Below are 22,147 nucleotides of genomic sequence, written 5' to 3' on the forward strand. Positions count from 1 at the left end.
GTCGTCGCCGGTCATCCGGCGAACGCGGGGATCGGTGTGGCGCTGACGACGCTCAGAAGCATCGGCGCGACGCCGAGAAGCAGGAATGCGGGCAGGGTGCACACGCCCATGGGGATGAGCAGACGTGTAGCGAGTCGGGATCCGCGAAGCCGTCCGGCTGTGCGTGCGAGGTGCCGCGCATGAGCGGCGGAGGCGCGCAGCAGCTCAACGGCGGGCACCCCCGCCGCGCGGGAGAGGGTGAGCACCCGATCCGCTTCGCCCGATTCGCGGCGCGCCGAGATCGACCATTCGTCGCACGCCTCGAGTACGGCGCGTGCCCGCCGGACAGAGACCCCGCCCGACAGTGCAGCGGCGAGGAGCTCCTCGTGCATGCCAGGGGTGCCTGGCGCCGGCTGCGCCTGGCGCACGAGCCTCCTGGTCCAAACTCGCGCGAGCAGGATCAGCGCGATGCCGACGCCCAGACAGATTCCGCCGAGCGGGGTGGTGAACAGCACGCGAAACGGGTCGAGGCCGAGCCCGGCCGCGACGACGAGCCCGAGCAGCGGCAGCCACAGCATGAGCCGCGCGGACGACGTCGGTTCGGCGAGCGCGACCTTTACGTCATCGCGCAGCTCCGCCGCGTCTCGCAGTGAATCGGCGACCGAGCGCAGGGTCTCGGCAAGCGGAGCGCCGACCGACTCGGCCACCTCCCATGCGGCGGCGACATCGCCCCAGGCCGCATCGGATCCGCGCTCGCCCGCGATCGCGACCACGAGCGAGTCGCCCTCGTCGACGCGCTGCGCGATGCGGGCGGCCGAGCTGTCGCCGCCCTCGGCGAGGTGCCGCCATGCGCGGGGCGGGCTCGCGCCGGATCCGAGCAGCACGGCCAGCGACAGCAGCGTGCCCGCAGGGTCGGCCTGCTCTGCCTTCTTCACTCTCGCCACGGCGATACCTCCTCGATCTCGAGCCGGCCCGCGACCTGGCGGAACTCCCCCACCGCGATGAGCCGCCTGTCGCCCGCTGCACTGCGCGCGAGATGCAGCACCACGTCGAACGCGCTCGAGGCCTGCCGAGCGACGGCGTGGTCGTCCCAGCCGGCGAGTGCGCCGAGCGCCTCGAGGCGGGCGGGAACATCCGCGAGACCGTTCGCATGCAGGGTTCCGGCACCTCCGTCGTGGCCGGTGTTGAGCGCCGTCAGCAGGTCGCGGATCTCCTCGCCGCGGCACTCCCCCACGACGATCCGGTCGGGGCGCATGCGCAGGCTCTCGCGCACGAGCCGGGCGAGCCCGATCGCGCCCGCTCCCTCGCGGTTCGCCTGCCGCGCCTCGAGCGCGACGTGGTGCGGGTGATCGAGCCGGAGCTCGGCGACATCCTCGATCGTCACGATGCGCTCGTTGCGGGGCGCGGCACCGAGCAGCGCCGACAGCAGCGTGGTCTTGCCGCACCCCGCACCTCCCGTGACGAGGATGTTCGCCCGGCGCGCGACGAGGGATCCGAGCCACTCGCGCACCTCGGGCGGAAACGTGCCGCCGGCGCTCAGGCCGTCGAGGTCGATGTCGACGGTGCGGGGCACGCGAACGGATATGGCCGTGCCGCCCGTGGCGACCGGCGCCAGCACGACGTGCACCCGCACGCCGCCCGGCATGCGCACGTCGACCAGCGGCGACGAGTCGTCGACGTGGCGCCCGCCGAAGCCCACGAGATCGACGGCGAGATCGTGCACCTCGCGCTCGGACGCGCGCCAGTCGGGGACGCGCTCCGCCCCGCGCCCGCGGTCGACGAACAGTCCCGCGGATCCGTTCACGAAGATGTCCGTGACGCGCGGATCCGCAACGTACGGGGCGAGCGCCCCGAACGCAACGTCCTCGCGCGCGGGTTCGCCGCCCGCCGCGGGTGATGTGCGCGGCGCGCTGTCCCGCGGGGCGACGATGAACGGATCCGGCATGCCTCGACGCTAGGAACAGGACGAGCGCCCTGCACGAGCGCGCGGCCCGATCCTCAGATAACCTCACGAGATCCGTGATTGTGAGCACGCTGACCCACCCCTGACTTTCGGAGGTAGCCGATCACAGGAATAAGGTCGTACCGTCGACATCAGGGTCGGCGCCCGCCCGCGGGCGACCCCACGTCAGTCCGTCGCAAAGGAGCACACTATGTCGCAGCAGATCGACCACGTCTACGAGGAGAACCGCCGGTTCGCCCCTTCCGCGGAGTTCGCGAAGAACGCCGTCGCCGGGCCGGAGCTGTATGACGAGGCCAAGGCCGACCGATTGGCCTTCTGGGCGAAGCAGTCGCGCGAGCTGCTCGACTGGCACAAGCCGTTCACGAACGTGCTCGACTGGTCGAACCCGCCGTTCGCGAAGTGGTTCGACGACGGCGAGCTCAACGTCGCGTACAACTGCCTCGACCGCCACGTCGAGGCCGGTCGCGGCGACCGCGTCGCCTTCCACTTCGAGGGGGAGCCGGGAGATACCCGCACCATCACCTACGCCCAGCTCACCGAAGAGGTCAAGCGCGTCGCGAACGTGCTGACCGGCCTCGGCGTGGGCCGCGGCGACCGCGTCGCGATCTACCTGCCGATGATCCCCGAGGCCGTTGCCTCGCTCCTCGCGGTCGCTCGCCTCGGCGCCGCGCACTCTGTCGTGTTCGGCGGATTCAGCGCCGACAGCCTGCGCTCACGCATCGACGATGCCGGCGCGAAAGTCGTCATCACCGCCGACGGCGGGTACCGCAAGGGCAAGGCCACCCCGCTCAAGCCGGCCGTGGATCAGGCGCTTTCAGACCGCGGCGAGGGCGAGCAGGCGACGGTCGACAACGTGCTCGTCGTCAAGCGCACGGGCCAGGATGTCGATTGGAACGACGAGCGCGACATCTGGTGGCACGATGTGGTTCCCGCCGCGTCCGCTGAGCACACCGCCGAGGCATTCCCGAGTGAGAACCCACTGTTCATCCTGTACACGTCGGGCACGACCGGTAAGCCGAAAGGCATCCTGCACACCTCGGGTGGCTACCTCACCCAGGTCGCATTCACACACAAGAACGTCTTCGACCTGCGCCCGGAATCCGACGTGTTCTGGTGCACCGCGGACATCGGCTGGGTGACAGGCCATTCGTACTCGGTGTACGGTCCGCTCGCGAACGGCACGACGCAGGTGCTGTACGAGGGCACTCCCGAGTATCCCGAACCCGGCCGGTGGTGGGACATCATCGAGAAGTACGGCGTCACGACCTTCTATACGGCACCGACGGCGGTGCGCAGCTTCATGAAACAGGGGCGCGAGATTCCGCAGAAGCGCGACCTGTCGTCGATCCGCCTGCTCGGTTCGGTCGGCGAGCCCATCAACCCCGAGGCGTGGATGTGGTTCCGCGACGTGATCGGATCCAGCATTGCGCCGATCGTCGACACGTGGTGGCAGACCGAGACGGGAGCCCTCATGATTTCTCCGCTTCCCGGTGTGACCGAGACGAAGCCCGGATCCGCGCAGGTCGCACTCCCGGGAATCGCGATCGACGTCGTCGATGAGAAGGGTGACGCGGTCGGCGAAGGCGCCGGCGGGCTGCTCGTCGTGACCGAGCCATGGCCCAGCATGCTGCGCGGCATCTGGGGAGACCCGGATCGGTTCGTCGAGACGTACTGGAAGATGTTCGCGGACAAGGGTTACTACTTCGCGGGCGACGGAGCCCGAAAGGATGACGACGGCGACATCTGGCTGCTCGGCCGCGTCGACGACGTGATGAACGTCTCGGGCCACCGCCTGTCGACGACCGAGATCGAGTCGGCGCTCGTCGCCCATGAGGCCACGGCTGAGGCCGCGGTCGTCGGCGCGAGCGACGAGACGACCGGGCAGGCCGTCGTGGCGTTCGTGATCCTGAAGGAGAGCTTCCTCAAGGCGCACGGTCCCGAGGGCCTCGCCGAGGAGCTGCGTAAGTGGGTCGGATCCCAGATCGGCCCGATCGCACGCCCGCGCGACGTGTTCATCGTCAGCGAGCTGCCGAAGACGCGATCCGGCAAGATCATGAGGCGCCTGCTGCGCGATGTCGCCGAGGGGCGCGAGGTCGGCGACACGCAGACGCTCGCCGACACGATGGTGATGTCGGCCATCACCAAGCAGGTGAAGTAACGAAAAGGCGGGCGGATCCATTGGGATCCGCCCGCCTTTTCGTGCGCGCGATCAGGCGAAGGTGAAGACGACCTCGACCTCGACCGGCGAGTCGAGCGGCAGCACACTGACGCCGACCGCCGAACGGCTGTGGGCGCCGGCCTCGCCGAAGACCTCGCCGAGCACCGTGCTCGCGCCGTTGATGACGCCGGGCTGGCCGGTGAACGACGGATCCGAAGCGACGAAGCCCGTGACCTTGAACACGCCCGTCAGCCGGTCGACGCCGCCGACGGCCGCGGCGGCCGCCGCGATGGCGTTCAGCGCGGACGTGCGCGCGAGATCCTGCGCGTCGGAGGCCGGCACGAGGCCGTGCCCGTCGCCGACCTTGCCCGACGCGGGAAGCGCGCCGGAGACGAACGGCAGCTGGCCCGACGTCCACACGAGATCGCCGTGGACCTTCGCGGGGACGTAGCTCGCGACCGGAGCCGCGACGTCCGGCAGGTCGATGCCGAGCTCGGCGAGGCGCTCCGAGACGCTCACTGCTCGTCTCCGAACTGCTTGGCGGCCTCGGCCGCGTGGGCGAGGCCCGCGTTGTGGTCGCCGGATCCGGCGGGACGCTTCATGTAGGCCACGAGTCCGCCTTCGGCGTTCTGCACGATCTGCACCAGCTCCCAGCCCTGCTTGCCCCAGTTGTTGAGGATCGCCGCTGTGTTGTGGATCATCAGCGGAGTGGTGAGGTACTCCCAGGTGGTCACGATTTCTCCCGTCGAAACGCGAATGATGTGGCTGTGGATCGGGGCGGCACAGGGCGCGCAGAGACGCGCTACCCAGGCTTTGCCCTTAGCATCAACCCTATGCCTCATGCGAAAAGGACGTTCGGCGGTGTGCTCGGCGGCGTCATAGGACTCGTCGGTCTGAGCGCGGTCGCCGGCATTCTCGTGACCGCGACCGTGACACCCGCCATCGCCGTATCCGGCTACGCGGCCTCCAGCGCGATCTCGCTGTTCGACAGCCTGCCCGGCAACCTTCAGGTCGACCGCCCGATGGAGCCGACGACGATCTATGCCCCCACCGGTGAGGGCGAGGACGACTACTACGAGCTGGCTTCGTTCTACGACCAGAACCGCGAACCCGTCGAATACGGCGAGGTCTCGCAGTTCGTCTACGACGCCCTGCTGTCGACCGAGGATCCGCGCTATTACGAGCACGGCGGCGTCGACCTGATCGGAACGGGCCGCGCGCTGCTCAGCAACGCGGTCACCGACACCACCCAGGGCGGATCCTCGATCAGCCAGCAGTACGTCAAGGGCGTACAGGTGCAGACGTGCGAGCGCACGGCGACGGATCAGGAAACGCTCGCCGAGTGCGCCGAGGACGCGACCACCGCCGACGGCACCGAGGGATACCAGCGCAAGCTGCAGGAGATGCGGTACGCGATCACGATCGAGCAGGACTACTCCAAGGAGCAGATCCTGATCGGGTACCTCAACCTCGTGAACTTCGGCGGATCGACCTACGGCATCGAGGCCGCGGCCCAGCGCTACTTCTCGAAGTCGGCGAAGGACGTCAACCTCAACGAGGCCGCGACGCTCGCCGGAATCGTGAACTACCCCTCGACGCTGCGCCTCGACCAGCCCGAAAACGAGGTCAACGGCGAGGCCGACGGCTACAAGCTGACGAAGGATCGTCGCGACCAGGTGCTCGGCCGCATGCTCGCCGAGGGCACGATCACGCAGGAGAAGTTCGACGAGACGATCGAACAGCCGATCGAGCCGAAGCTCAAGAACCGCGTGCAGGGCTGCGCGGCGGCCGGCGGCACGGCGTACTTCTGCCAGTACGTGAAGAACACGATCCTGCACGACGAGCGCTACGCCGAGGCCTTCGGCGAGACGCCGGAGGAGCGCAGCGACCTGCTCACCCGCGGCGGGCTGGATATCTACACCACGCTCGACAACAACCTGCAGTACGAGGCGCAGCAGTCGATGGCGCGAAACGTCGCGACGAACCGCGACGGCATGGACCTCGGCGCGGCGGCGGTACAGATCGATACGCACACGGGCAACATCCTCTCGCTCGCGCAGAACACGCTGTTCAACGAGTCGTCCGAGACCGCGCCAGGCGAGTCCTCCCTCGTCTATGCCGCAGACTTCACGCACGGCCGCTCCACCGGATTCTCGGCCGGATCGACGTACAAGATGTTCACGATCATTGACTGGCTCGAACAGGGCCGCAGCGCCAACGAGTATCTCGATGGCCGCGTCGGCCGGACACTGCCGTTCACCTGCCACGGATCGACGAGTTCGTACACGACCGCCCGCGGCGACAACTTCGCGAACAACGGCGGCAGCATCAACTCGGTGAGAAACTTCACCGGCCTCTCGCTGAACAGCGGTTTCTACGCCATGGCGTCTCAGCTCGATGTCTGTGACATCCACAACGTCGCCGACCGCATGGGCGTCACCCTCGGCAACGGCGATCCGATCTCGGACCTCCCCGGACACGAGACCGCCTTCAGTATCCTCGGATCCGCGAACATCGCACCGATCGACATCGCGTCCGCGTACGCCACCGTGGCCAACGGCGGAACCCACTGCGAGCCGACTGCGATCCTGCGCGCGGACGCGCCGGACGGCGAGCAGCTCCCCATCCCCGAGACCAAGTGCGAGCGCGTGCTCGACGAGAACATCGCCGCGACGACGGCGTACACGATGTCCCGCGTGATGGAGCCCGGCCAGACCGGTAGCAGCGCCAACGTCGGCGACGGGATCGCGACGTTCGGTAAGACCGGTACGCACGAGGGCATCCAGTCGTGGATGGTCCAGACGACGTCAAACGTCACCTCCGCCGCATGGATCGGCAACGCGAGCGGCGGTGTCCGGAACGGCCAGGGCGACCTGTTCCTCAACGGTCTCGACGGCATTCGCTACACGATGTCCCGGGAGGTCCAGGCCGCCGCAAACGCCAAGTACGGCGGCGAGGCCTTCCCCGAGCCCGATCCGGGCCTGACGAAGGTCGTCGAGAAGCAGGTGCCGAACGTCTCGGGCATGTCGGTCGACGAAGCGACCTCCGTGCTCCGGGGCGAGGGCTTCCAGGTGCGCACGGGCGACTCGATCCCCGGCGAGCAGGACAAGGGCCTCGTCGAGGGCACGAACCCGTCGGGCAAGGCCCCGGCCGGCAGCCTCATCACGCTGCTGATCTCCGACGGCAAGGGATCCATCGAGATCCCTGACGTCTCGGGCATGTCCCCCGGCAAGGCGTACAGCGAGCTCTTCGAGCTCGGCCTGCGCGTGGAACTCACCGCGTGTAAGACGAACCCGGATGCGCCCGCAGGCGGCCGCGTGACGAGCACCGATCCGTCGGCCGGAACGCAGGTCGAGGAGGGCGCGACGGTGAAGATCAACCGTGAGGCGTCGAGGTGCAACGCCAGCGCGGACGACGCAGAGAACGACGACTGATGACCCGCCCACTGCCGGCCGCCCTCGCGGCGGTCGGCATCGCCGGCGCCGCGGCAGCGACGTGGGGCATCGGCATCGAGCGCTACCTGTTCACGGTGCGCCACCGCACGGCGCGGATCCTTCCTCCGGGAACGGATCCGATCCGGATCCTGCACATCAGCGACATGCACCTCGCACCGTGGCAGCGCAGGAAGCGCGAGTGGGTGGCACACCTCGCATCGCTGCGCCCGGACCTCGTGATCGACACGGGCGACAACTTCGGGCACCCGGACGCGCTGCCCGCCATTCGCGGCGCGCTCGGCGCGTTCACGGGCACCCCGGGCGTGCACGTGCACGGATCCAACGACATCTGGGCGCCGAAGCCGCGCAACCCGTTCCGGTACTTCCTCGGCCCCTCGAAGAAGAAGCCCGACGTCTCGCGGCTCGACTCGGATGAGCTCGATGATTTCCTCGAGGGCGACCTCGGCTGGTCGACCCTCAACAACGACACGGCGGTGCTCGACGTGCGCGGGCATCGGATCCGCTTCATCGGAACGGACGATCCGCACCATAAGTACGAAGACTGGGACGCGATCGACGAGTCGCTCGTCGGCGCCTCCCCCGCTGCCCTCACGATCGGCGTCACGCATGCCCCCTATCAGCGGGTGCTCAACGGTTTCATGGACCGCGGCGTCGACGCGATCTTCGCCGGCCACACGCACGGCGGACAGGTGCGCGTGCCGGGCTACGGCGCCCTCGTCGCGAACTGCGACCTGCCGCTGAAACAGGCCCGCGGTCTCTCGACGTGGCACCACGACGGCCGATCGGTGCCTCTGAACGTCAGCGCCGGCCTCGGCCACTCGATCTACTCACCGGTGCGCTTCGCCTGCCGCCCGGAGGTCTCCCTGATCACGCTGGCGCCGCGGCGCTGACCCCGCCTATTTCTTTATTTCTGGCACATTTCTGCAGCGCATTGCGCGCGGAAATGTGCCAGAACTGAAGGTTTGGGGCGGGGCTAGCGGCTTTCGAGCTCCCGGCGGATGTCGTCCAGGTTGCGGTCGGCCTGTTCCAGCAGCGCAGCCGTTAGGGCGAAGCGGCGATTGATGTCGGGGTTCGGCGGCTCGGACAGCGGCTTGTAGCGGAAGTCGTGCTCGACCTCCGCCCAGACGTGCTCGAGCATCGTGCGGATCTGGATCTCCACCGGGATCCCCGCCGGAACCGCGGCGAACACGCTCCCCTCCCGCGTGCGCGCGACGAACTGCACGCTGCGGTAGCCGAAGCTCTCGTCGCCCAGCAGGTCACCCTTGTCGATGTACGACTCCTCGACGACCTCGAACAGGCGCCGGGTCATCTTCTCGACCTGCGCGAGGTCACTGCGGAAAAATGCCATCACACGCACGCCGACGATGTCGAGCACGGCGCGCGCCGGATCCCTACGCACCTTCTTTTCGAAGGATCCGCGCTTCTTCACGCGGGCCTCCACGCGGAAATCTGCGACGCCCCACTGGCGCAGGTGTAGCGGGATCTCCGATTCGAGAGCCTCGGTCAGCGCTCGATATTCGACGAGGTTGCGGTCGTACGCCCGCATCGCTTCTTTGACCTCCGCCTCGATGTCCATGGTGTCAAGCCTATTCGACGCGACGGCGCGTCCCGCCTTCTGCGCGCAATGCGACGGAAGGCGGGACGCGCCCGAGCGACTACTTGGTCGAGAGACGGCGAGACGAACGCCACGCGATAAACCCGCCGACCAACAGCAGGATGCCGAATGCTCCGAGAGCAGGCGCGATGTCACCACCAGTCGGGGACAACGGCTCTTCCGCCACGGCAGGGCCCTCGCTGGGCTCAGGTTCCTCGCCACCTGGGTCTTCGGGACCGGGCTGACCGGGCTGACCGGGCTGCTCAGGCTGCCCCGGTTCCTCCGGACCGGGCTGGCTCGGGGCCGGCTCTGTCGGCTCCGGCTCGCCCGGTTCCTCGGGCTCCGGCTGACCGGGCGCCTCGGGACCAGGCTGTTCCGGTTCCTCGGGCTCCGGCTGACCGGGCGCCTCAGGACCAGGTTGTCCCGGCTCCTCAGGACCAGGCTCCCCCGGCTCCTCTGGTTCCGGCTCTTCAGAGGGCGGCGCCTCCGCGGCGAAGCCAGCGCCCGTCACCGTAAAGGTGCCGTCCCAGTCGGCGTTCGACGATCCGCGAACCCAGACCTTGATCCGTTCGATTGCATCGATTCTGTCCCAGTCGCCAAGGTCGACGGTCACGTCGCTGTGTTCGCTCGTGAGCTCAGCGGTACCGAACGCGACCTCGTCGCCGGCGTACACCTTGACCTTCGCTACGCGGTCGCTTTCGGCATCGGTCCCGGGCACGTCGATCCCGACCTGCAGCAGCGGTGCATCCGTCGCGGCGATCGGTTCTGCAGCGGACTGCACGATGCCGCGCCAGAGCTTGTCGAGTGCCGCGAAGTCGACCATCACGCCGTCGTCCGTCTGCTGGACGCCGGTCGCGTTGTCGCTCGCCACCCAGGCGTCGTTCGCGAGAGGGATCCGGACTTCTGTCTCGTCGCCGGAATCACCGCTGCCGCTGAGAGACGTCGGCATCTCTTCCGGCAGCGGTCGCGTGCCCTGTGCCTCGATATCGAGGCCGGGGAAGATGCCTTCCCACGATTCCTCGCCGATGATTTCCGGCGCGAATGCCGTGTGTTCGGCCCCCTCAACCGTATCGATGTAGCGGAACACGTCGTAGATCGGCTTCTTCTCGTCCGGGGACGAATCCTCCTCACTCTCGTCGTCCCACGTCCACAGCCCGAGCCGCAGACCGCCCTCAGTCTTGTAGTCGACGTGGCGGTGCAGGATGAACGAGTCGATCCCGGGGGTAGAAACCGCGCGGTAATAGCCGTAGGCATACGCGGCGGCCTGCAGCTCGGCAGCTTCCTCGCTGTCATCCGGGGTGTTGAAGCCCTGCTCAGACAGGATGATGTGCCGCAGCTCGCCGTCGTCGAGGAACTGCTCCTGACCGAGATACTCCGACAGCACCTGGAGATTCTTGAACGTGATGCGCATCGTATCGAACGAGTCGGTTGCCGTCTCGTCGTTCCACACGGCAGGGTCGAACAGATCCTCAGGATAGGGGTGCTGCGCGACGTTCCATGGGAAGTCGCCCGCCTCCTCGGTGAGTTCCTGCAGACGATCGATGAGGTCGCGACTTCCGTAGTACCGGTAGGGCTGCGCCGGGTTCAACGAGCCGTTCCAGAAGTGATCGAGCGAGATGTATGTACGTGCCTTGTCATACTCCCGCGTCGTCTCAAGGTAGGTCCACCGCATTGCGCGCTCGTAGTCGTCCATGAACGTATTGACAGTCGCCTCACCCTGGTTCTGCCAGGCCCACGGCGAGTTGACTTCGTTGCCGACGATCCAACCCACGGCGCGGCCATGCGACTCGTCCTCTTGGCTGTACCGTTCCGCCAGGAACGCGAGCGTGGCACGGAAATAGCGAGAGTTCTCGTCGACCGTGTTGAACGCATACACCGTCCCTTGACCACGAGCGGCATCGGGGTGGATGAGCAGGTCGGGAGCACCCGGGTTCGACTTCTCATTGTCATAAACAATGAGGATCAGATTTACCAGCATGTCGTTATCGGACAGCGGCTTGATCGCCTGATCGCTCGCCGCGGCATACTCACGGTCGAAGTAGTACGTCTCACCGTCGTACGTGAACGGGATCGACTTGTCGGATCCGAGATCTTCCGGCTGAAGCAACTGATCGAATGCGATGTTGATGGCCGCGTGGCCGACGCCGAGTTCCTCGGCGTCGTCGGTCATCTGCACCTGCAGCCCCTTCTTCGTCGGCGGCTCGGGGAACTCGAAATCATTCTTCGCGGCGAAGTCGAGCTCGGTCGCGTATCGCGCGGAGTCGACGTAGGCGACCTCGTCGCCCGTCGCGGCCACGACGAGGAACTTCGATGTCAAGCGGTCGCGCTCGCCGTCGAAGCGCGGCACGGCGAAAGAGAAGTCACCCGAAGACGCGGGGTGCGCATCCAGCAGCTCCGCGTCATCGACGTCAGTCTCGTACTCCCATGCGTCCAACTCGTAGAGACGGTACTCTTCCGCGCTTTCATCGGTCGCTCCCGTGACGAGCAGCTCCGAGTCGGTCGCGGTGATCGGATCGACGTGGCCCACGTGCTCGACCGGATCGCGATCTTCGTCCTCCGGATTCGGCAGCTCTTCCTTATTGAAATCGAAACCGATCGACGTGATCGTGACGATGCCCTCGCTCGTGGCGTTATCACCGGGATCGATGCGCAGCTTTGTGATCGTGCCGTCCCATGAGGAGATACCCCGCAGGTCCACGCGATACTCGCTGGGCTCGGTCTCGTCAGGTCGCAACTCGAAGGTTTGGGCCATACCCTCCGACCAGACCGGCTCGTCTTCTGTCTGCCAGTAGATCTTGCCGATCGCGTTTCCCGTCGCGTTCTCCGCATCGATCTCGACGGTGTTGACCGTTTCGGCGTCGAGTGCGAAGTCCGGGGAGGCGATCCAGGGGTCCTGCCCTTCGACCTGTACCTCGAGACCGCGCTCGGTGGCTTCGAGCGAAGGGACGCCGCTGCCTGCGGCCCATCCCTGTGTGTCGCCCGGTGTGTCGAATGTCCACTCCGGATTTTCTTCGGCGAGCGCAGCCGAAGGCGAGAGCACCGACGTTGCCATGGCGGCGAGCACCGCGAGGGCCCCCGCGACGGGCCGACGACGTCGGCGTGCGGTCTGGTCGTGCCGGTCACCGGCACGCAGACTATGGATGTGATGTGTCACGCGAATGTTCCTGTTCCGATTCTCCGTTGAAGTCTTCAGGTGCAGTCGGGGTCGTTCGCGCAGAACGCCCCAGCCGTGGTGCGATGCGTCAGTTCTGAGTCGAGCCCTCCGTCCAGTCGACCGAAATCTGCTGCACGGCCTCGAGCGTTTCGCTGAGGGCCGCAGAGCCGACCGGAATACCCTCGAACACGTTCTGGCCCACGAGCTCGGACGGACGCTGGATGCACCCGTCCTTCAGCATCGGGACGCCGAAGTTCCTTCCCGATGCCATCGAGCGGGACGTCGTCGTCGACATGCGGACCTCTCATAGCGAGCCTCGTGAGTGAAACGTTACACTATCATATGCTCACGACATGGGCTACGACAGCGCGCCCGCCGCGCAGGAAGGATTCGCCACGTGGTCAGCATGAAGGGCGTCGCTCGCCACGCATCTGTGGCGCTCGGAACAGTTTCCAAGTACCTCAACACACCCGAGCGAGTATCGCCGGCGATGCAGGCGCGCATACGCGCGGCGATCGACGAGCTCGGATACACCCGCAACGAGGCGGCCCGACAGTTGAAGTCCGGACGCAGCCGCACGCTCACGCTCGTCGCGCTCGAGCTGAACAACCCCTTCTTCGGCGAGGTTGCCGAGGCGATGGAGCGTCGCGCGACGGAGGACGACCTCTTTCTCTCGATCGTGAGCGCAAACGGTGACGCCGAACGCGAAGCCGAGTACATTCGTCTGCTCGTGCAGCAGCGCGTCTATGGAGTGATCCTGGCATCCGGACACACCCAGACGTCGGAGCTCGATCTGCTGCACAGCACTGACACCCCCACCGTGCTCATGGACGCGTACCCCGACGTGGACCGCTTCTCGTCCTGCTCCGTCGACGACTTCACCGGCGCGAAGCACGCCGTATCGCACCTGGTACAGCAAGGGTGCCAGCGCATCACCTTCGTCGGAGGCGAGATGAAGACTCATCAGATCGCGCAGCGCCTGCGCGGAGCGCAAAGCGCGATCGCGGAGTCTTCCGGAGTGAAGATGGAGATCATCGCGACGAACGACCGCTCCGTAACCGCAGGAATTTCCGCGGGCGACGACATCTCGCGCCGCCGCAAGGCGGAGCGTCCGGATGGTATCTTTGCGGCGAACGACTCTCTCGCTATCGGCATCATCGAGTCGTTCGTCCGCACCGGGACGGTATTGGTGCCGGACGACATCGCGGTCATCGGCTACGACGACGTCGACTTCGCGGCCGCATCGGCGGTCCCGCTGTCATCCGTCAGGCGCCCCCGCGTCGAGTTCGGGCGCGGCGCAGTCGATCTCGTCACCGAGCAGGCGCGTGCGGCCACTCGCACCGCGGTGCGACACACGATCATCCAGCCCGAGCTGGTCGTTCGCCACAGCTCGACGCGCACCGGCTGACCCGCCGTCAGCGGCCTATTGCCGCACGCCGCGATACCCCCACGAACTCGCGTCGTCCGCGGCCCAGCACGGTGTCGGAATTGACGATCCGTCCACGGTCATCAGTGAACGCCCAACGACGAATGGCCGGAGCATCAGATCCGGCCATTCGTCTCATCACGGTCGGGGTAACAGGATTTGAACCTGCGACCTCCTCGTCCCGAACGAGGCGCGCTACCAAACTGCGCCATACCCCGTGACAACTTGACTAGTCTAACGGATCCGCACGCGGGCGTCGAACTGGCTCCGACGCCCGCGCGTGGCGAATCCGGGGCTACTCGCCGACTGGCACGAGGCGCGTCAGCTGCGTCACGTGGCGCGGCTCGAGCTCCTCGATCGTGCTGACTCCGAGCAGCACCATGGTGCGACGGATCTCGCTCGAGAGGATCGCGATCATGCGGTCGACGCCCTCGCGGCCGCCGGCCATCAGGCCATACAGGTACGCGCGACCCACGAGCGTGAAGTCGGCGCCGAGCGCCATGGCGGCCACGATGTCCTGGCCGTTCATGATGCCGGTGTCGACCATGACGGTCGCGTCCTGTCCGACCTCCTTCACAACCTGCGGCAGCAGGCGGAACGGGATCGGAGCGCGGTCGAGCTGGCGCCCGCCGTGGTTCGACAGGATGATGCCGTCGACGCCGAGGTCGATGAGTTTCACCGCGTCGGGCACGTTCTGCACGCCCTTGATCACGATCTTGCCGGGCCACAGCTTGCGGATGATGGCCAGGTCGTCATAGCTGATCGTCGGATCCATCGCCGCGTTCAGCAGATCGCCGACCGTGCCGCCCGTCGTCGACAGCGACGCGAACTCGAGCTTCGGCGTGGTGAGGAAGTCAATCCACCACCACGGTCGCGGGAGCGCGTTGAGGATCGTGCCGATCGACAACTGCGGCGGGATCGAGAACCCGTTGCGGCCGTCGCGCATGCGGTTGCCCGCGATCGGGGTATCGACCGTGAACTGCAGCGTGTCGAAGCCGGCCGCGGCCGCCCGCTCCACGAGGCCGTAGGAAGTCTCACGGTCGCGCATGACGTACAGCTGGAACCAGTTGCGACCGTCAGGGTTCGCCTTCTTCACGTCTTCGATCGAGGTGGTGCCAAGCGTCGAGAGCGTGAACGGGATGCCCGCCGCGCCCGCCGCCCCGGCGCCGGCCGTCTCGCCCTCGGTCTGCATGAGGCGGGTGAAGCCGGTCGGCGCGATGCCGAACGGCAGCGCCGAGGTGCCGCCGAGGATCTGCGTCGTCGTGTCGACGTTCGCGGCCGGCTTCAGGATGTCCGGGTGAAACTCGATGTCCTCGAACGCCTGGCGCGCACGGGTCATCGACAGCTCCTGGTCGGCCGCACCATCGGTGTAGTCGAACGCGGCGGCCGGCGTGCGGCGCTTCGCGATGTCGCGGAGGTCGTAGATCGTGAACGCCTTCTTCAGCCGGGCGTCCTTGCCGAACTCGGGCAGCTTGATCTTGAGGAACTCCATCACCTCTGCGGGCTTCGGAAACTGTCGCTGAACCATTCGTGTACCTTCCTCACACGCGCGTGGACGCGTAATAGCCATTGATGTGGTCGTGGATCCGCGTGCGCGCTTCGTCTGCGCGCCCCGCGGCAATAGATTCGAGCACCCCGCGATGCTCGACCTGCAGCCGATCACGCGCCGCCGCCCAGTCGTCGATGTCGTGAGCGCGCGACTGCACGTACGTTTCGATCGCCGCGCGCAGCCCCGTCATGATCGCGGCGAACACCGCGTTTCCTGTCGCCTCCGCGAGCATCGCGTGGAACCGCGCGTCGAGCGCGAGGAAATCGTCCGGAGCGAGAGCCTCATCGTCCATCGTCGCGAGCAACTCCGCGGCACCCTCTGGCGTCGACGCGTCCGCCGCGAGCGACGCCGAGACGGCCGCTTCGAGGACGAGCCGCGCCTGCACGACATCGTCGAACGCGAACGCCTGCGCCGCGGCCTGCAGGCCGAGCACCTGCGCGAGCCCCGAACCGGCCGACGTCGTGATGACGGCGCCCGCGCGCGGGCCGGATCCGGTCGCCGTGTGCAGCACGCCCATCACTTCGAGGACCCGCAGGGCCTCTCGCACGCTCGAACGCCCGACACCGAGCTGCACGGCGAGATCTCGCTCGCTCGACAGCCGGTCGCCCGGCCCGAGCTCGCCGGAGCGCAGCAGGCTCTCGACGTGCGTCAGCACGGTGCGCCAGGCCTTCGCCTCCGCCATGAGAGCTCCCCGAATCGATTCTTGTGGTCTGACCACAGTAGCGCGCGCCGCACGTCACCACCAACCACGATGTGTGTCGATGTGTTTCACTCGTTTTGTCGCGCATCCCCACGGCCGTCATTCTGGAGGGTATGCCCTCCCCCGATGCCAGCCGTTCGAGCGCGCCCGCCGGCGCCGTTCGGCTCGCGGGCGTGGAGCGCACTTTCCCCACACAGCACGGGGCACGCACAGTGCTGCGCGACGTCGACGTCGACGTCTCCCCCGGCGAGATCGTGGCCGTCGTCGGCCCCTCGGGATGCGGCAAATCAACCCTTCTCCGCCTCGTCGGCGGGCTCGATGCGGCGACTGCCGGATCCATCGCCCTCGACGGTGAGGCGGCTCTCGCGCACGACGAGTCGACCGCCATCGCCTTCCAGGAGCCGCGCCTGTTCCCCTGGCGCACGATCGCACAGAACGTCGCGCTCGGCTTGCCGCGGGCGACGAAGAAGGGCCAGGCGAAGACCCGCGTCGCGGAGCTGCTCGAGCTCGTCGGCCTCACGCACGCGGCCGACCAGCGCCCGCGCGAGGTCTCGGGCGGCATGGCGCAGCGCGCGTCGCTTGCCCGCGCCCTGGCGCGCAGCCCCCGCGTGCTGTTGCTCGACGAGCCGTTCGGCGCGCTCGACGCGCTCACCCGCCTGAAGATGCACGACCTGCTGCTCGATATCCACCGCGCGCAGCCCACGACCATCCTCCTCGTCACGCACGACGTCGAGGAGGCCCTGTACCTCGCCGACCGCGTGCTGCTGCTGCGCAACCTGCTCGCGGCGAAGACCGAGCCCGAGCGCCCGCGCGCGAAGGTCGTCGCCCTCGGATCCGGATCCGGAATCGGCGCGGCAGGGTCCGCCGGCTCGCACGGATCCGCGCCCGCGCGCGAAGACGCCGCGCCGCGCCGCGACAGATCTATCGCCCGAGTCGTATCGGTTCCCGGCGCGCGCCCGCGCGATCGCGGATCCCGCGCCCTCACCGATCTGCGCACCAGCCTGCTCGACGGGCTGGGCGTCACACACCACCAATCGCTCACGACCAAGGAGACCCCATGAGCACCATCACACGCCGAATCATTCCCGCGACCGCCGTCGCCGGCATGATGGCGCTCATGACCGTCGGCTGTGTCGCAGGCGAAGGCTCCGCCGACGCGGCTCCCGAGGGCAGCGAATGGTCTGCCGGCACCCTGTCGGTCGACTGGGCGACGTACAACCCGCTGAGCCTCGTCATCAAGGAGCAGGGTCTCATCGAGAACGTGCTCGGCGACGACGTCGAGGTCGAGTGGCTGCAGTCGGCCGGCAGTAACAAGGCCAACGAGCTGCTGCGCTCCGAGTCGGTCGACGTGGGCTCGACGGCCGGATCCGCGGCGCTGTTCGCCCGCGCGAACGGTTCGCCCATCAAGGTCATCGACATCTACTCGCAGCCCGAGTGGTCGGCGATCGTCGTCGGCCCCGACAGCGACATCACCGAGCTGTCGGATCTCAAGGGCAAGCAGATCGCGGCGACCAAGGGCACCGACCCGTACTTCTTCCTACTGCAGGCGCTCGAAGAGGGCGGCCTCACGCTTGACGACGTCGAGGTGCAGAACGTACAGCACGCCGACGGCCGTTCGCTGCTCGACGGCGGATCCGTGGACGCGTGGGCGGGTCTCGACCCGATCATGGGCGCGGCCGAGGTCGAGTCGGGCGATCAGCTGATCTACCGCAACGTCGACTTCAACACCTACGGCTTCTTGAACGCGACCGAGGACTTCATCGAGAACCACCCCGACCTCGCGCAGGTCGTCGTCGACGCCTACGAAGAGGCGCGCGTCTGGGCGCTCGAGAACCCCGAGGAGACGGCGCAGCTGCTCGCCGACGCGGCATCGATCGACCTCGACGTCGCGAAGACCGTGATCGACGAGCGTTCGAACCTCGATGTGTCGGGCGTTCCCGGCGACGACCAGGTGGCCGTACTCGAGGCGATCTCGCCGATCATCGCCGAGTCGGGCGACGTCAAGGGCGGACAGGAGACGCTCGACGAGGCCATCGCCTCGATCGTCGACGACCAGTTCGCCGTCAAGGCAACCGAATGACATCGAGCACGACAACGACGACAGGGGCGGAGCGCCAGCTCACGCCCCTGTTGTCGCGCACGTGGGCGAAGATCGCGGGCGGATTCCTCGTTCCGCTCGTGATCCTCGCCGCCTGGCAGTTCGTCACCGCCACGGGCATCGTGCCGCCGTACCAACTGCCCGGTCCGTGGGAGGTCGTCCAGGCGGGCTCAGAGCTCGTCGAGCGCGGCGAGCTCTGGCTGCACATCGCGATCTCGGTGCAGCGCGTCGTCATCGGCTTCGCCGTCGGATCCCTCGTCGCGCTCGCGTTCGCGGGCGTCGTCGGGCTGTCGCGCGTGGGCGGGATCCTGTTCGCCCCGACGCTCGTCGCGCTGCGCGCCGTGCCGTCGCTCGCGTGGGTGCCGCTGCTGATCCTCTGGATGCAGGTGGGTGAGGAATCGAAGATCACGCTCGTCGCGATCGGTGCGTTCTTCCCCGTGTACACGACGGTCGCCGACGCGCTGCGCCACGTGAACCCGCAGCTCGTCGAGGCCGGCCGCTCGTTCGGCCTGCGCGGCTGGTCGCTGTTCCGCACGGTGCAGCTGCCCGCCGTGGTGCCGTCCGTCGTGTCGGGTCTGCGCCTCGCGCTCGCCCAGGCATGGCTGTTCCTCGTCGCCGCCGAGCTGCTCGGCGCGTCGATGGGACTCGGCTGGATGCTCAACGACTCGCAGCAGACGGGCCGGGTCGACCGGATCCTGCTCGCCATCGTGCTGCTCGCGCTGCTCGGCACGATCTCGAACGCGATCCTCGTGCTGTTCGAGAAGGCTGTTCTGAAGAGGTGGATGTGATGGACGAGCTCCGTCTGAGCGAGACGCGCTCCTTCCCCGCGCCGCCCGAGTTCGCCGCGCAGGCGAACGTCGACGCGTCGATCTACGAGACGGCGAACGCGGATCCGGCGGCGTTCTGGGAGGCGGCCGCGCGCCGGCTCGACTGGACCGAGCCGTGGCACACGGCGCACACGTGGGACGCCACCACCCCCGCGGCCGAATGGTTCGTGGGCGGCAGGCTCAACGTGGCTTACAACTGCGTCGACCGCCACGTCGAGGCCGGCCGCGGCGACAAGGTCGCGCTCTACTTCGAGGGCGAGCCGGGCGACCGCGAGGCCGTTACCTACGCCGACCTGCAGCGGCGCGTCGCTCAGGCCGCGCACGGGCTCACCTCTCTCGGCATCGGCCCCGGCGACCGCGTCGTGATCTACCTGCCGGTGCTCGTCGAGACGATCGTGATCACGCTCGCGTGCGCCCGGATCGGCGCCGTGCACTCGCTCGTCTTCGGCGGATTCTCGGCCGATGCCGTGCGCTTCCGTCTCGAGGACACGGGCGCCAAGCTGCTCGTCACGACGGACGGCCAGAACCGCCGCGGAACGGCCATCGAGGTGAAGTCGGCCGCCGACGAGGCTGCCCGCGATCTGCCGGAACTCGAGCACGTGCTCGTCGTCAAGCGCACGGGCCAGGACGTGCCGTGGACCGAGGGACGCGACGTGTGGTGGCAGGACGTCGTCGAGACCCAGCAGACGACGCACGAGCCCGAATCGTTCGACTCCGAGCACCCTCTGTTCATCATCTACACCTCCGGTACGACCGGAAAGCCGAAGGGCCTCGTGCACACCTCGGGCGGCTACCTCACCCACGCGAGCTGGGCGCACTGGGCGCACTTCGACGCCAAGCCCGACGACGTGCACTGGTGCACCGCCGACCTCGCGTGGGTCACAGCGCACACCTACGAGATCTACGGGCCGCTCTCGAACGGGCTGACGCAGGTCATCTACGAGGGCACTCCCGACGCGCCGCACCAGACGCGCCACCTCGAGATCATCGAGCGGTACGGCGTCACGGTCTATTACACGGCCCCGACGCTGATCCGCACGTTCATGACGTGGTTCGGGTCGTCGCTGCCGACCGGGTTCGATCTCTCGACGATCCGCCTGCTGGGTACGGTCGGCGAGGCCATCAACCCCGAGGCGTGGGTGTGGTTCCGCCGCAACTTCGGCCGCGACGAGACCCCCGTGGTCGACACGTGGTGGCAGTCCGAGACGGGCGCCGCGATGATCGCGCCGCTTCCCGGCGTCACGACGCTGAAGCCCGGATCCGCAACCGTCGCCCTCCCCGGCATCGACGTGGCCGTCGTCGACGAGGCGGGGGATCCGGTGGCCCCGGGCCGCGCGGGAACGCTCGTCGTGCGCCGCCCCTGGCCGGGCATGGCCCGCACCGTGTGGCGCGACCCTGAGCGCTACCGCACCTCGTACTGGGCTCCGTACGCCGACCGCGGTTACTACGTCGCCGGTGACGGCGCGACGATCGACGCCGACGGCTGCATCTGGATCCTCGGGCGCCTTGACGACGTCCTGAACGTCTCGGGACACCGCCTCTCGACGATCGAGATCGAGTCGGCGCTCGTCGCGCACGACGCGGTCGGCGAGGCCGGCGTGACGGGCGTCGCGGATCCGATCACGGGGCAGGCCGTTGCCGCATTCGTGACCAACGGATCCGCGGGACCCGCCTCGTACGACGCGCTGCGCCGCCTGGTGGCGCACGACATCGGCCCGATCGCGAAGCCGAAGTACGTCATTCGCGTTCCGGAGCTTCCCAAGACCCGTTCGGGCAAGATCCTGCGACGGCTGCTCGCGCAGCTGTGGCAGGGCGATACGCTCGGCGATATCACGAGCCTGCAGAACCCCTGGGCCGTCGACGGCGTGCGCGAAGCCGTGCGCCTGGCCCGCGAGAAGGAGACCACATGAGCGAGCACAAGTTCGGCTTCCGCACGCGTGCGCTGCACGCCGGCGGCACCCCCGACGCGACCACCGGCGCACGCGCCGTGCCGATCTACCAGTCGACATCGTTCGTCTTCGACGACGCGAAGGATGCGGCCAACCTTTTCGCGTTGCAGAAGTACGGCAACATCTACTCGCGCATCGGCAACCCGACCGTCGCCGCGTTCGAGGAGCGCGTCGCGTCGCTCGAAGGCGGAATCGGCGCCGTCGCCACGGCGAGCGGCATGGCGGCCGAGTACATCACATTCTCTGCGCTCGTCGGATCCGGCGACCACATCGTCTCCTCGTCGCAGCTGTACGGCGGCACCGTGACGCTTCTCGACGTGACGCTGCGCCGCATGGGCATCGAGACGACGTTCGTGTCGAGCGACGACCCCGAAGACTTCCGCAAGGCGATCCGCCCCAACACGAAGGTCGTCTACGCCGAGGTCATCAGCAATCCGGGCGGCGAGGTCTCCGACCTCGAGGGCCTGTCGAAGGTCGCCCACGATGCGGGCGTGCCGCTCGTCGTCGACTCGACGCTCGCGAGCCCCTACCTGCTGCGCCCGATCGAGCACGGCGCCGACATCGTGATCCACTCGGCGACGAAGTTCATCGGCGGCCACGGCACCACGCTCGGCGGCGTCGTTGTCGAGGCCGGCACGTTCGACTGGGGCAACGGCAACTTCCCGACGATGACCGAGCCGGTGAAGTCGTACGGCAACATCCGCTGGTGGGACAACTTCGGCGAGTACGGGTTCCTCACCAAGCTGCGCAGCGAGCAGCTGCGCGACATCGGCCCCTCGCTCAGCGCGCAGTCGGCGTTCACCCTCTTGCAGGGCGTCGAGACGCTTCCGCAGCGCATGGACGCGCACGTCGCGAACGCGCGCGTGGTCGCCGAGTGGCTCGCTGCGGATCCGCGCGTGTCGTTCGTGACCTGGTCGGGTCTCGACGAGCACCCGCACTTCGAGCGCGCGCAGAAATACTTCCCGCTCGGTCCGGGATCCGTGTTCGCATTCGGCGCACGCCCGTCGGGGACGTTCGACTCCGACGAGGAGCGGCTCGTGGCGGCGCGGGCGACCGGTGAGAAGCTCATCGAATCGCTGCAGCTCGCGAGCCACCTCGCGAACGTCGGCGACGCCCGCACGCTCGTGCTGCACCCCGCGACCACGACGCACCAGCAGCTCTCCCCCGAGCAGCTGGAGGCGGCGGGCGTGCCGGCCGACCTGATCCGCATCTCGGTCGGCCTCGAGGATGCGGAAGACATCATCTGGGACCTCGATCAGGCCCTCACGATCGCGACAGGGGAATCCCGATGAGCG

General features: G+C 67.9%; 18 protein-coding genes and 1 tRNA gene. 9 read left to right on the top strand and 10 right to left on the bottom strand.

Features of this window, described 5'->3' with window-relative positions; translation table 11 throughout:
- Positions 1-11: 11 nt before the first annotated feature.
- Together G510_RS0102620 and G510_RS0102625 are read right to left on the bottom strand one after the other, a co-directional pair.
- Complete coding sequence (locus G510_RS0102620) at positions 12-923, bottom strand: type II secretion system F family protein (RefSeq protein ID WP_245563215.1); 912 nt, start codon at positions 921-923, stop codon at positions 12-14.
- The gene (locus G510_RS0102625; protein WP_029152334.1) at positions 911-1,924 is read right to left on the bottom strand and encodes a TadA family conjugal transfer-associated ATPase; all 1,014 of its coding nucleotides are present in this window, start codon (positions 1,922-1,924) and stop codon (positions 911-913) included. The genes G510_RS0102620 and G510_RS0102625 overlap by 13 nt, the downstream gene beginning before the upstream one ends.
- Positions 1,925-2,132: 208 nt before the next feature.
- Here G510_RS0102625 and acs (G510_RS0102630) point away from each other — a divergent pair, with 208 nt between their 5' ends.
- Positions 2,133-4,100 (top strand): acetate--CoA ligase, encoded by a 1,968-nt coding sequence (gene acs / locus G510_RS0102630; protein ID WP_029152335.1) that lies wholly within the window; start codon positions 2,133-2,135, stop codon positions 4,098-4,100.
- A 51-nt stretch (positions 4,101-4,151) separates the two neighbouring features.
- On the opposite strand, the gene G510_RS0102635 is transcribed toward acs (G510_RS0102630), so the two are convergent.
- Positions 4,152-4,619: a RidA family protein gene (locus G510_RS0102635; protein ID WP_029152336.1), complete on the bottom strand. Its 468-nt coding sequence runs from the start codon at positions 4,617-4,619 to the stop codon at positions 4,152-4,154.
- Positions 4,616-4,834: a Sp36 family protein gene (sp36, locus tag G510_RS0102640; RefSeq protein ID WP_029152337.1), complete on the bottom strand. Its 219-nt coding sequence runs from the start codon at positions 4,832-4,834 to the stop codon at positions 4,616-4,618. Before sp36 ends, G510_RS0102635 begins: the two co-directional genes overlap by 4 nt.
- Positions 4,835-4,933: 99 nt before the next feature.
- Here sp36 and G510_RS15140 point away from each other — a divergent pair, with 99 nt between their 5' ends.
- Entirely contained in the window at positions 4,934-7,534 is a 2,601-nt protein-coding gene (locus tag G510_RS15140) for a transglycosylase domain-containing protein (RefSeq protein WP_084644165.1), read from the top strand.
- Positions 7,534-8,445 (top strand): metallophosphoesterase, encoded by a 912-nt coding sequence (locus tag G510_RS0102650; RefSeq protein ID WP_029152338.1) that lies wholly within the window; start codon positions 7,534-7,536, stop codon positions 8,443-8,445. Before G510_RS15140 ends, G510_RS0102650 begins: the two co-directional genes overlap by 1 nt.
- 83 nt (positions 8,446-8,528) lie before the next feature.
- On the opposite strand, the gene G510_RS0102655 is transcribed toward G510_RS0102650, so the two are convergent.
- The 3 genes from G510_RS0102655 to G510_RS0102665 form a co-directional block, all read right to left on the bottom strand.
- Positions 8,529-9,131, bottom strand: coding sequence for a GTP pyrophosphokinase (locus tag G510_RS0102655; RefSeq protein WP_029152339.1), 603 nt, complete (start codon positions 9,129-9,131; stop codon positions 8,529-8,531).
- A gap of 79 nt (positions 9,132-9,210) precedes the next feature.
- The gene (locus G510_RS18975; protein WP_157560385.1) at positions 9,211-12,303 is read right to left on the bottom strand and encodes a DUF5722 domain-containing protein; all 3,093 of its coding nucleotides are present in this window, start codon (positions 12,301-12,303) and stop codon (positions 9,211-9,213) included.
- An 88-nt stretch (positions 12,304-12,391) separates the two neighbouring features.
- On the bottom strand, positions 12,392-12,598 hold the full coding sequence (locus G510_RS0102665; RefSeq protein WP_029152340.1) for a hypothetical protein: 207 nt from the start codon (positions 12,596-12,598) through the stop codon (positions 12,392-12,394).
- Between the two features lie 111 nt (positions 12,599-12,709).
- On the opposite strand from G510_RS0102665, the gene G510_RS0102670 reads away from it, so the two are divergent.
- On the top strand, positions 12,710-13,711 hold the full coding sequence (locus tag G510_RS0102670; RefSeq protein WP_036321771.1) for a LacI family DNA-binding transcriptional regulator: 1,002 nt from the start codon (positions 12,710-12,712) through the stop codon (positions 13,709-13,711).
- A 162-nt stretch (positions 13,712-13,873) separates the two neighbouring features.
- On the opposite strand, the gene G510_RS0102675 is transcribed toward G510_RS0102670, so the two are convergent.
- The 3 genes from G510_RS0102675 to G510_RS0102685 form a co-directional block, all read right to left on the bottom strand.
- A tRNA-Pro gene (locus G510_RS0102675) sits at positions 13,874-13,947 on the bottom strand.
- A gap of 77 nt (positions 13,948-14,024) precedes the next feature.
- A complete protein-coding gene (locus G510_RS0102680) occupies positions 14,025-15,257 on the bottom strand; it encodes an alpha-hydroxy acid oxidase (protein WP_029152342.1) in 1,233 nt (410 codons plus the stop codon).
- A gap of 13 nt (positions 15,258-15,270) precedes the next feature.
- On the bottom strand, positions 15,271-15,960 hold the full coding sequence (locus G510_RS0102685; RefSeq protein ID WP_029152343.1) for a FadR/GntR family transcriptional regulator: 690 nt from the start codon (positions 15,958-15,960) through the stop codon (positions 15,271-15,273).
- 131 nt (positions 15,961-16,091) lie between these two features.
- Between G510_RS0102685 and G510_RS0102690 the strand changes: the two genes are divergently transcribed.
- From G510_RS0102690 to G510_RS0102710, 5 genes are read left to right on the top strand one after another with little or no spacing between them, the layout of a single operon-like run.
- Positions 16,092-17,039, top strand: a complete 948-nt coding sequence (locus tag G510_RS0102690; protein ID WP_036321698.1) for an ABC transporter ATP-binding protein — start codon at positions 16,092-16,094, stop codon at positions 17,037-17,039.
- Positions 17,036-18,058 (top strand): aliphatic sulfonate ABC transporter substrate-binding protein, encoded by a 1,023-nt coding sequence (locus G510_RS0102695; protein ID WP_029152345.1) that lies wholly within the window; start codon positions 17,036-17,038, stop codon positions 18,056-18,058. Before G510_RS0102690 ends, G510_RS0102695 begins: the two co-directional genes overlap by 4 nt.
- Positions 18,055-18,864 carry an ABC transporter permease gene (locus tag G510_RS15150; protein WP_036321699.1) on the top strand — a complete coding sequence of 270 codons (810 nt, stop codon included), beginning with the start codon at positions 18,055-18,057 and terminating at the stop codon, positions 18,862-18,864. Before G510_RS0102695 ends, G510_RS15150 begins: the two co-directional genes overlap by 4 nt.
- Positions 18,864-20,813 (top strand): acetate--CoA ligase, encoded by a 1,950-nt coding sequence (gene acs / locus G510_RS0102705; RefSeq protein ID WP_036321700.1) that lies wholly within the window; start codon positions 18,864-18,866, stop codon positions 20,811-20,813. Before G510_RS15150 ends, acs (G510_RS0102705) begins: the two co-directional genes overlap by 1 nt.
- Complete coding sequence (locus tag G510_RS0102710; RefSeq protein WP_029152347.1) at positions 20,810-22,144, top strand: O-acetylhomoserine aminocarboxypropyltransferase/cysteine synthase family protein; 1,335 nt, start codon at positions 20,810-20,812, stop codon at positions 22,142-22,144. Before acs (G510_RS0102705) ends, G510_RS0102710 begins: the two co-directional genes overlap by 4 nt.
- The last annotated feature ends 3 nt before the right edge of the window (positions 22,145-22,147 follow it).

The sequence above is a fragment of the Microbacterium gubbeenense DSM 15944 genome (assembly GCF_000422745.1).
In the GTDB taxonomy this organism is placed as follows: Bacteria; Actinomycetota; Actinomycetes; order Actinomycetales; family Microbacteriaceae; genus Microbacterium; species Microbacterium gubbeenense.

What these genes read in the sequence shown, in the direction of transcription:
- G510_RS0102680 (WP_029152342.1), bottom strand. Translation starts at nt 15,257, where the DNA reads ATGGTTCAGCGACAGTTTCCGAAGCCCGCAGAGGTGATGGAGTTCCTC.
- G510_RS0102665 (WP_029152340.1), bottom strand. Translation starts at nt 12,598, where the DNA reads ATGTCGACGACGACGTCCCGCTCGATGGCATCGGGAAGGAACTTCGGC.
- G510_RS0102710 (WP_029152347.1), top strand. Translation starts at nt 20,810, where the DNA reads ATGAGCGAGCACAAGTTCGGCTTCCGCACGCGTGCGCTGCACGCCGGC.
- acs (WP_029152335.1), top strand. Translation starts at nt 2,133, where the DNA reads ATGTCGCAGCAGATCGACCACGTCTACGAGGAGAACCGCCGGTTCGCC.
- G510_RS0102625 (WP_029152334.1), bottom strand. Translation starts at nt 1,924, where the DNA reads ATGCCGGATCCGTTCATCGTCGCCCCGCGGGACAGCGCGCCGCGCACA.
- G510_RS0102650 (WP_029152338.1), top strand. Translation starts at nt 7,534, where the DNA reads ATGACCCGCCCACTGCCGGCCGCCCTCGCGGCGGTCGGCATCGCCGGC.
- G510_RS15140 (WP_084644165.1), top strand. Translation starts at nt 4,934, where the DNA reads ATGCCTCATGCGAAAAGGACGTTCGGCGGTGTGCTCGGCGGCGTCATA.
- G510_RS0102695 (WP_029152345.1), top strand. Translation starts at nt 17,036, where the DNA reads ATGAGCACCATCACACGCCGAATCATTCCCGCGACCGCCGTCGCCGGC.
- acs (WP_036321700.1), top strand. Translation starts at nt 18,864, where the DNA reads ATGGACGAGCTCCGTCTGAGCGAGACGCGCTCCTTCCCCGCGCCGCCC.
- G510_RS0102655 (WP_029152339.1), bottom strand. Translation starts at nt 9,131, where the DNA reads ATGGACATCGAGGCGGAGGTCAAAGAAGCGATGCGGGCGTACGACCGC.
- G510_RS15150 (WP_036321699.1), top strand. Translation starts at nt 18,055, where the DNA reads ATGACATCGAGCACGACAACGACGACAGGGGCGGAGCGCCAGCTCACG.
- G510_RS0102685 (WP_029152343.1), bottom strand. Translation starts at nt 15,960, where the DNA reads ATGGCGGAGGCGAAGGCCTGGCGCACCGTGCTGACGCACGTCGAGAGC.
- G510_RS0102690 (WP_036321698.1), top strand. Translation starts at nt 16,092, where the DNA reads ATGCCCTCCCCCGATGCCAGCCGTTCGAGCGCGCCCGCCGGCGCCGTT.
- G510_RS0102670 (WP_036321771.1), top strand. Translation starts at nt 12,710, where the DNA reads ATGAAGGGCGTCGCTCGCCACGCATCTGTGGCGCTCGGAACAGTTTCC.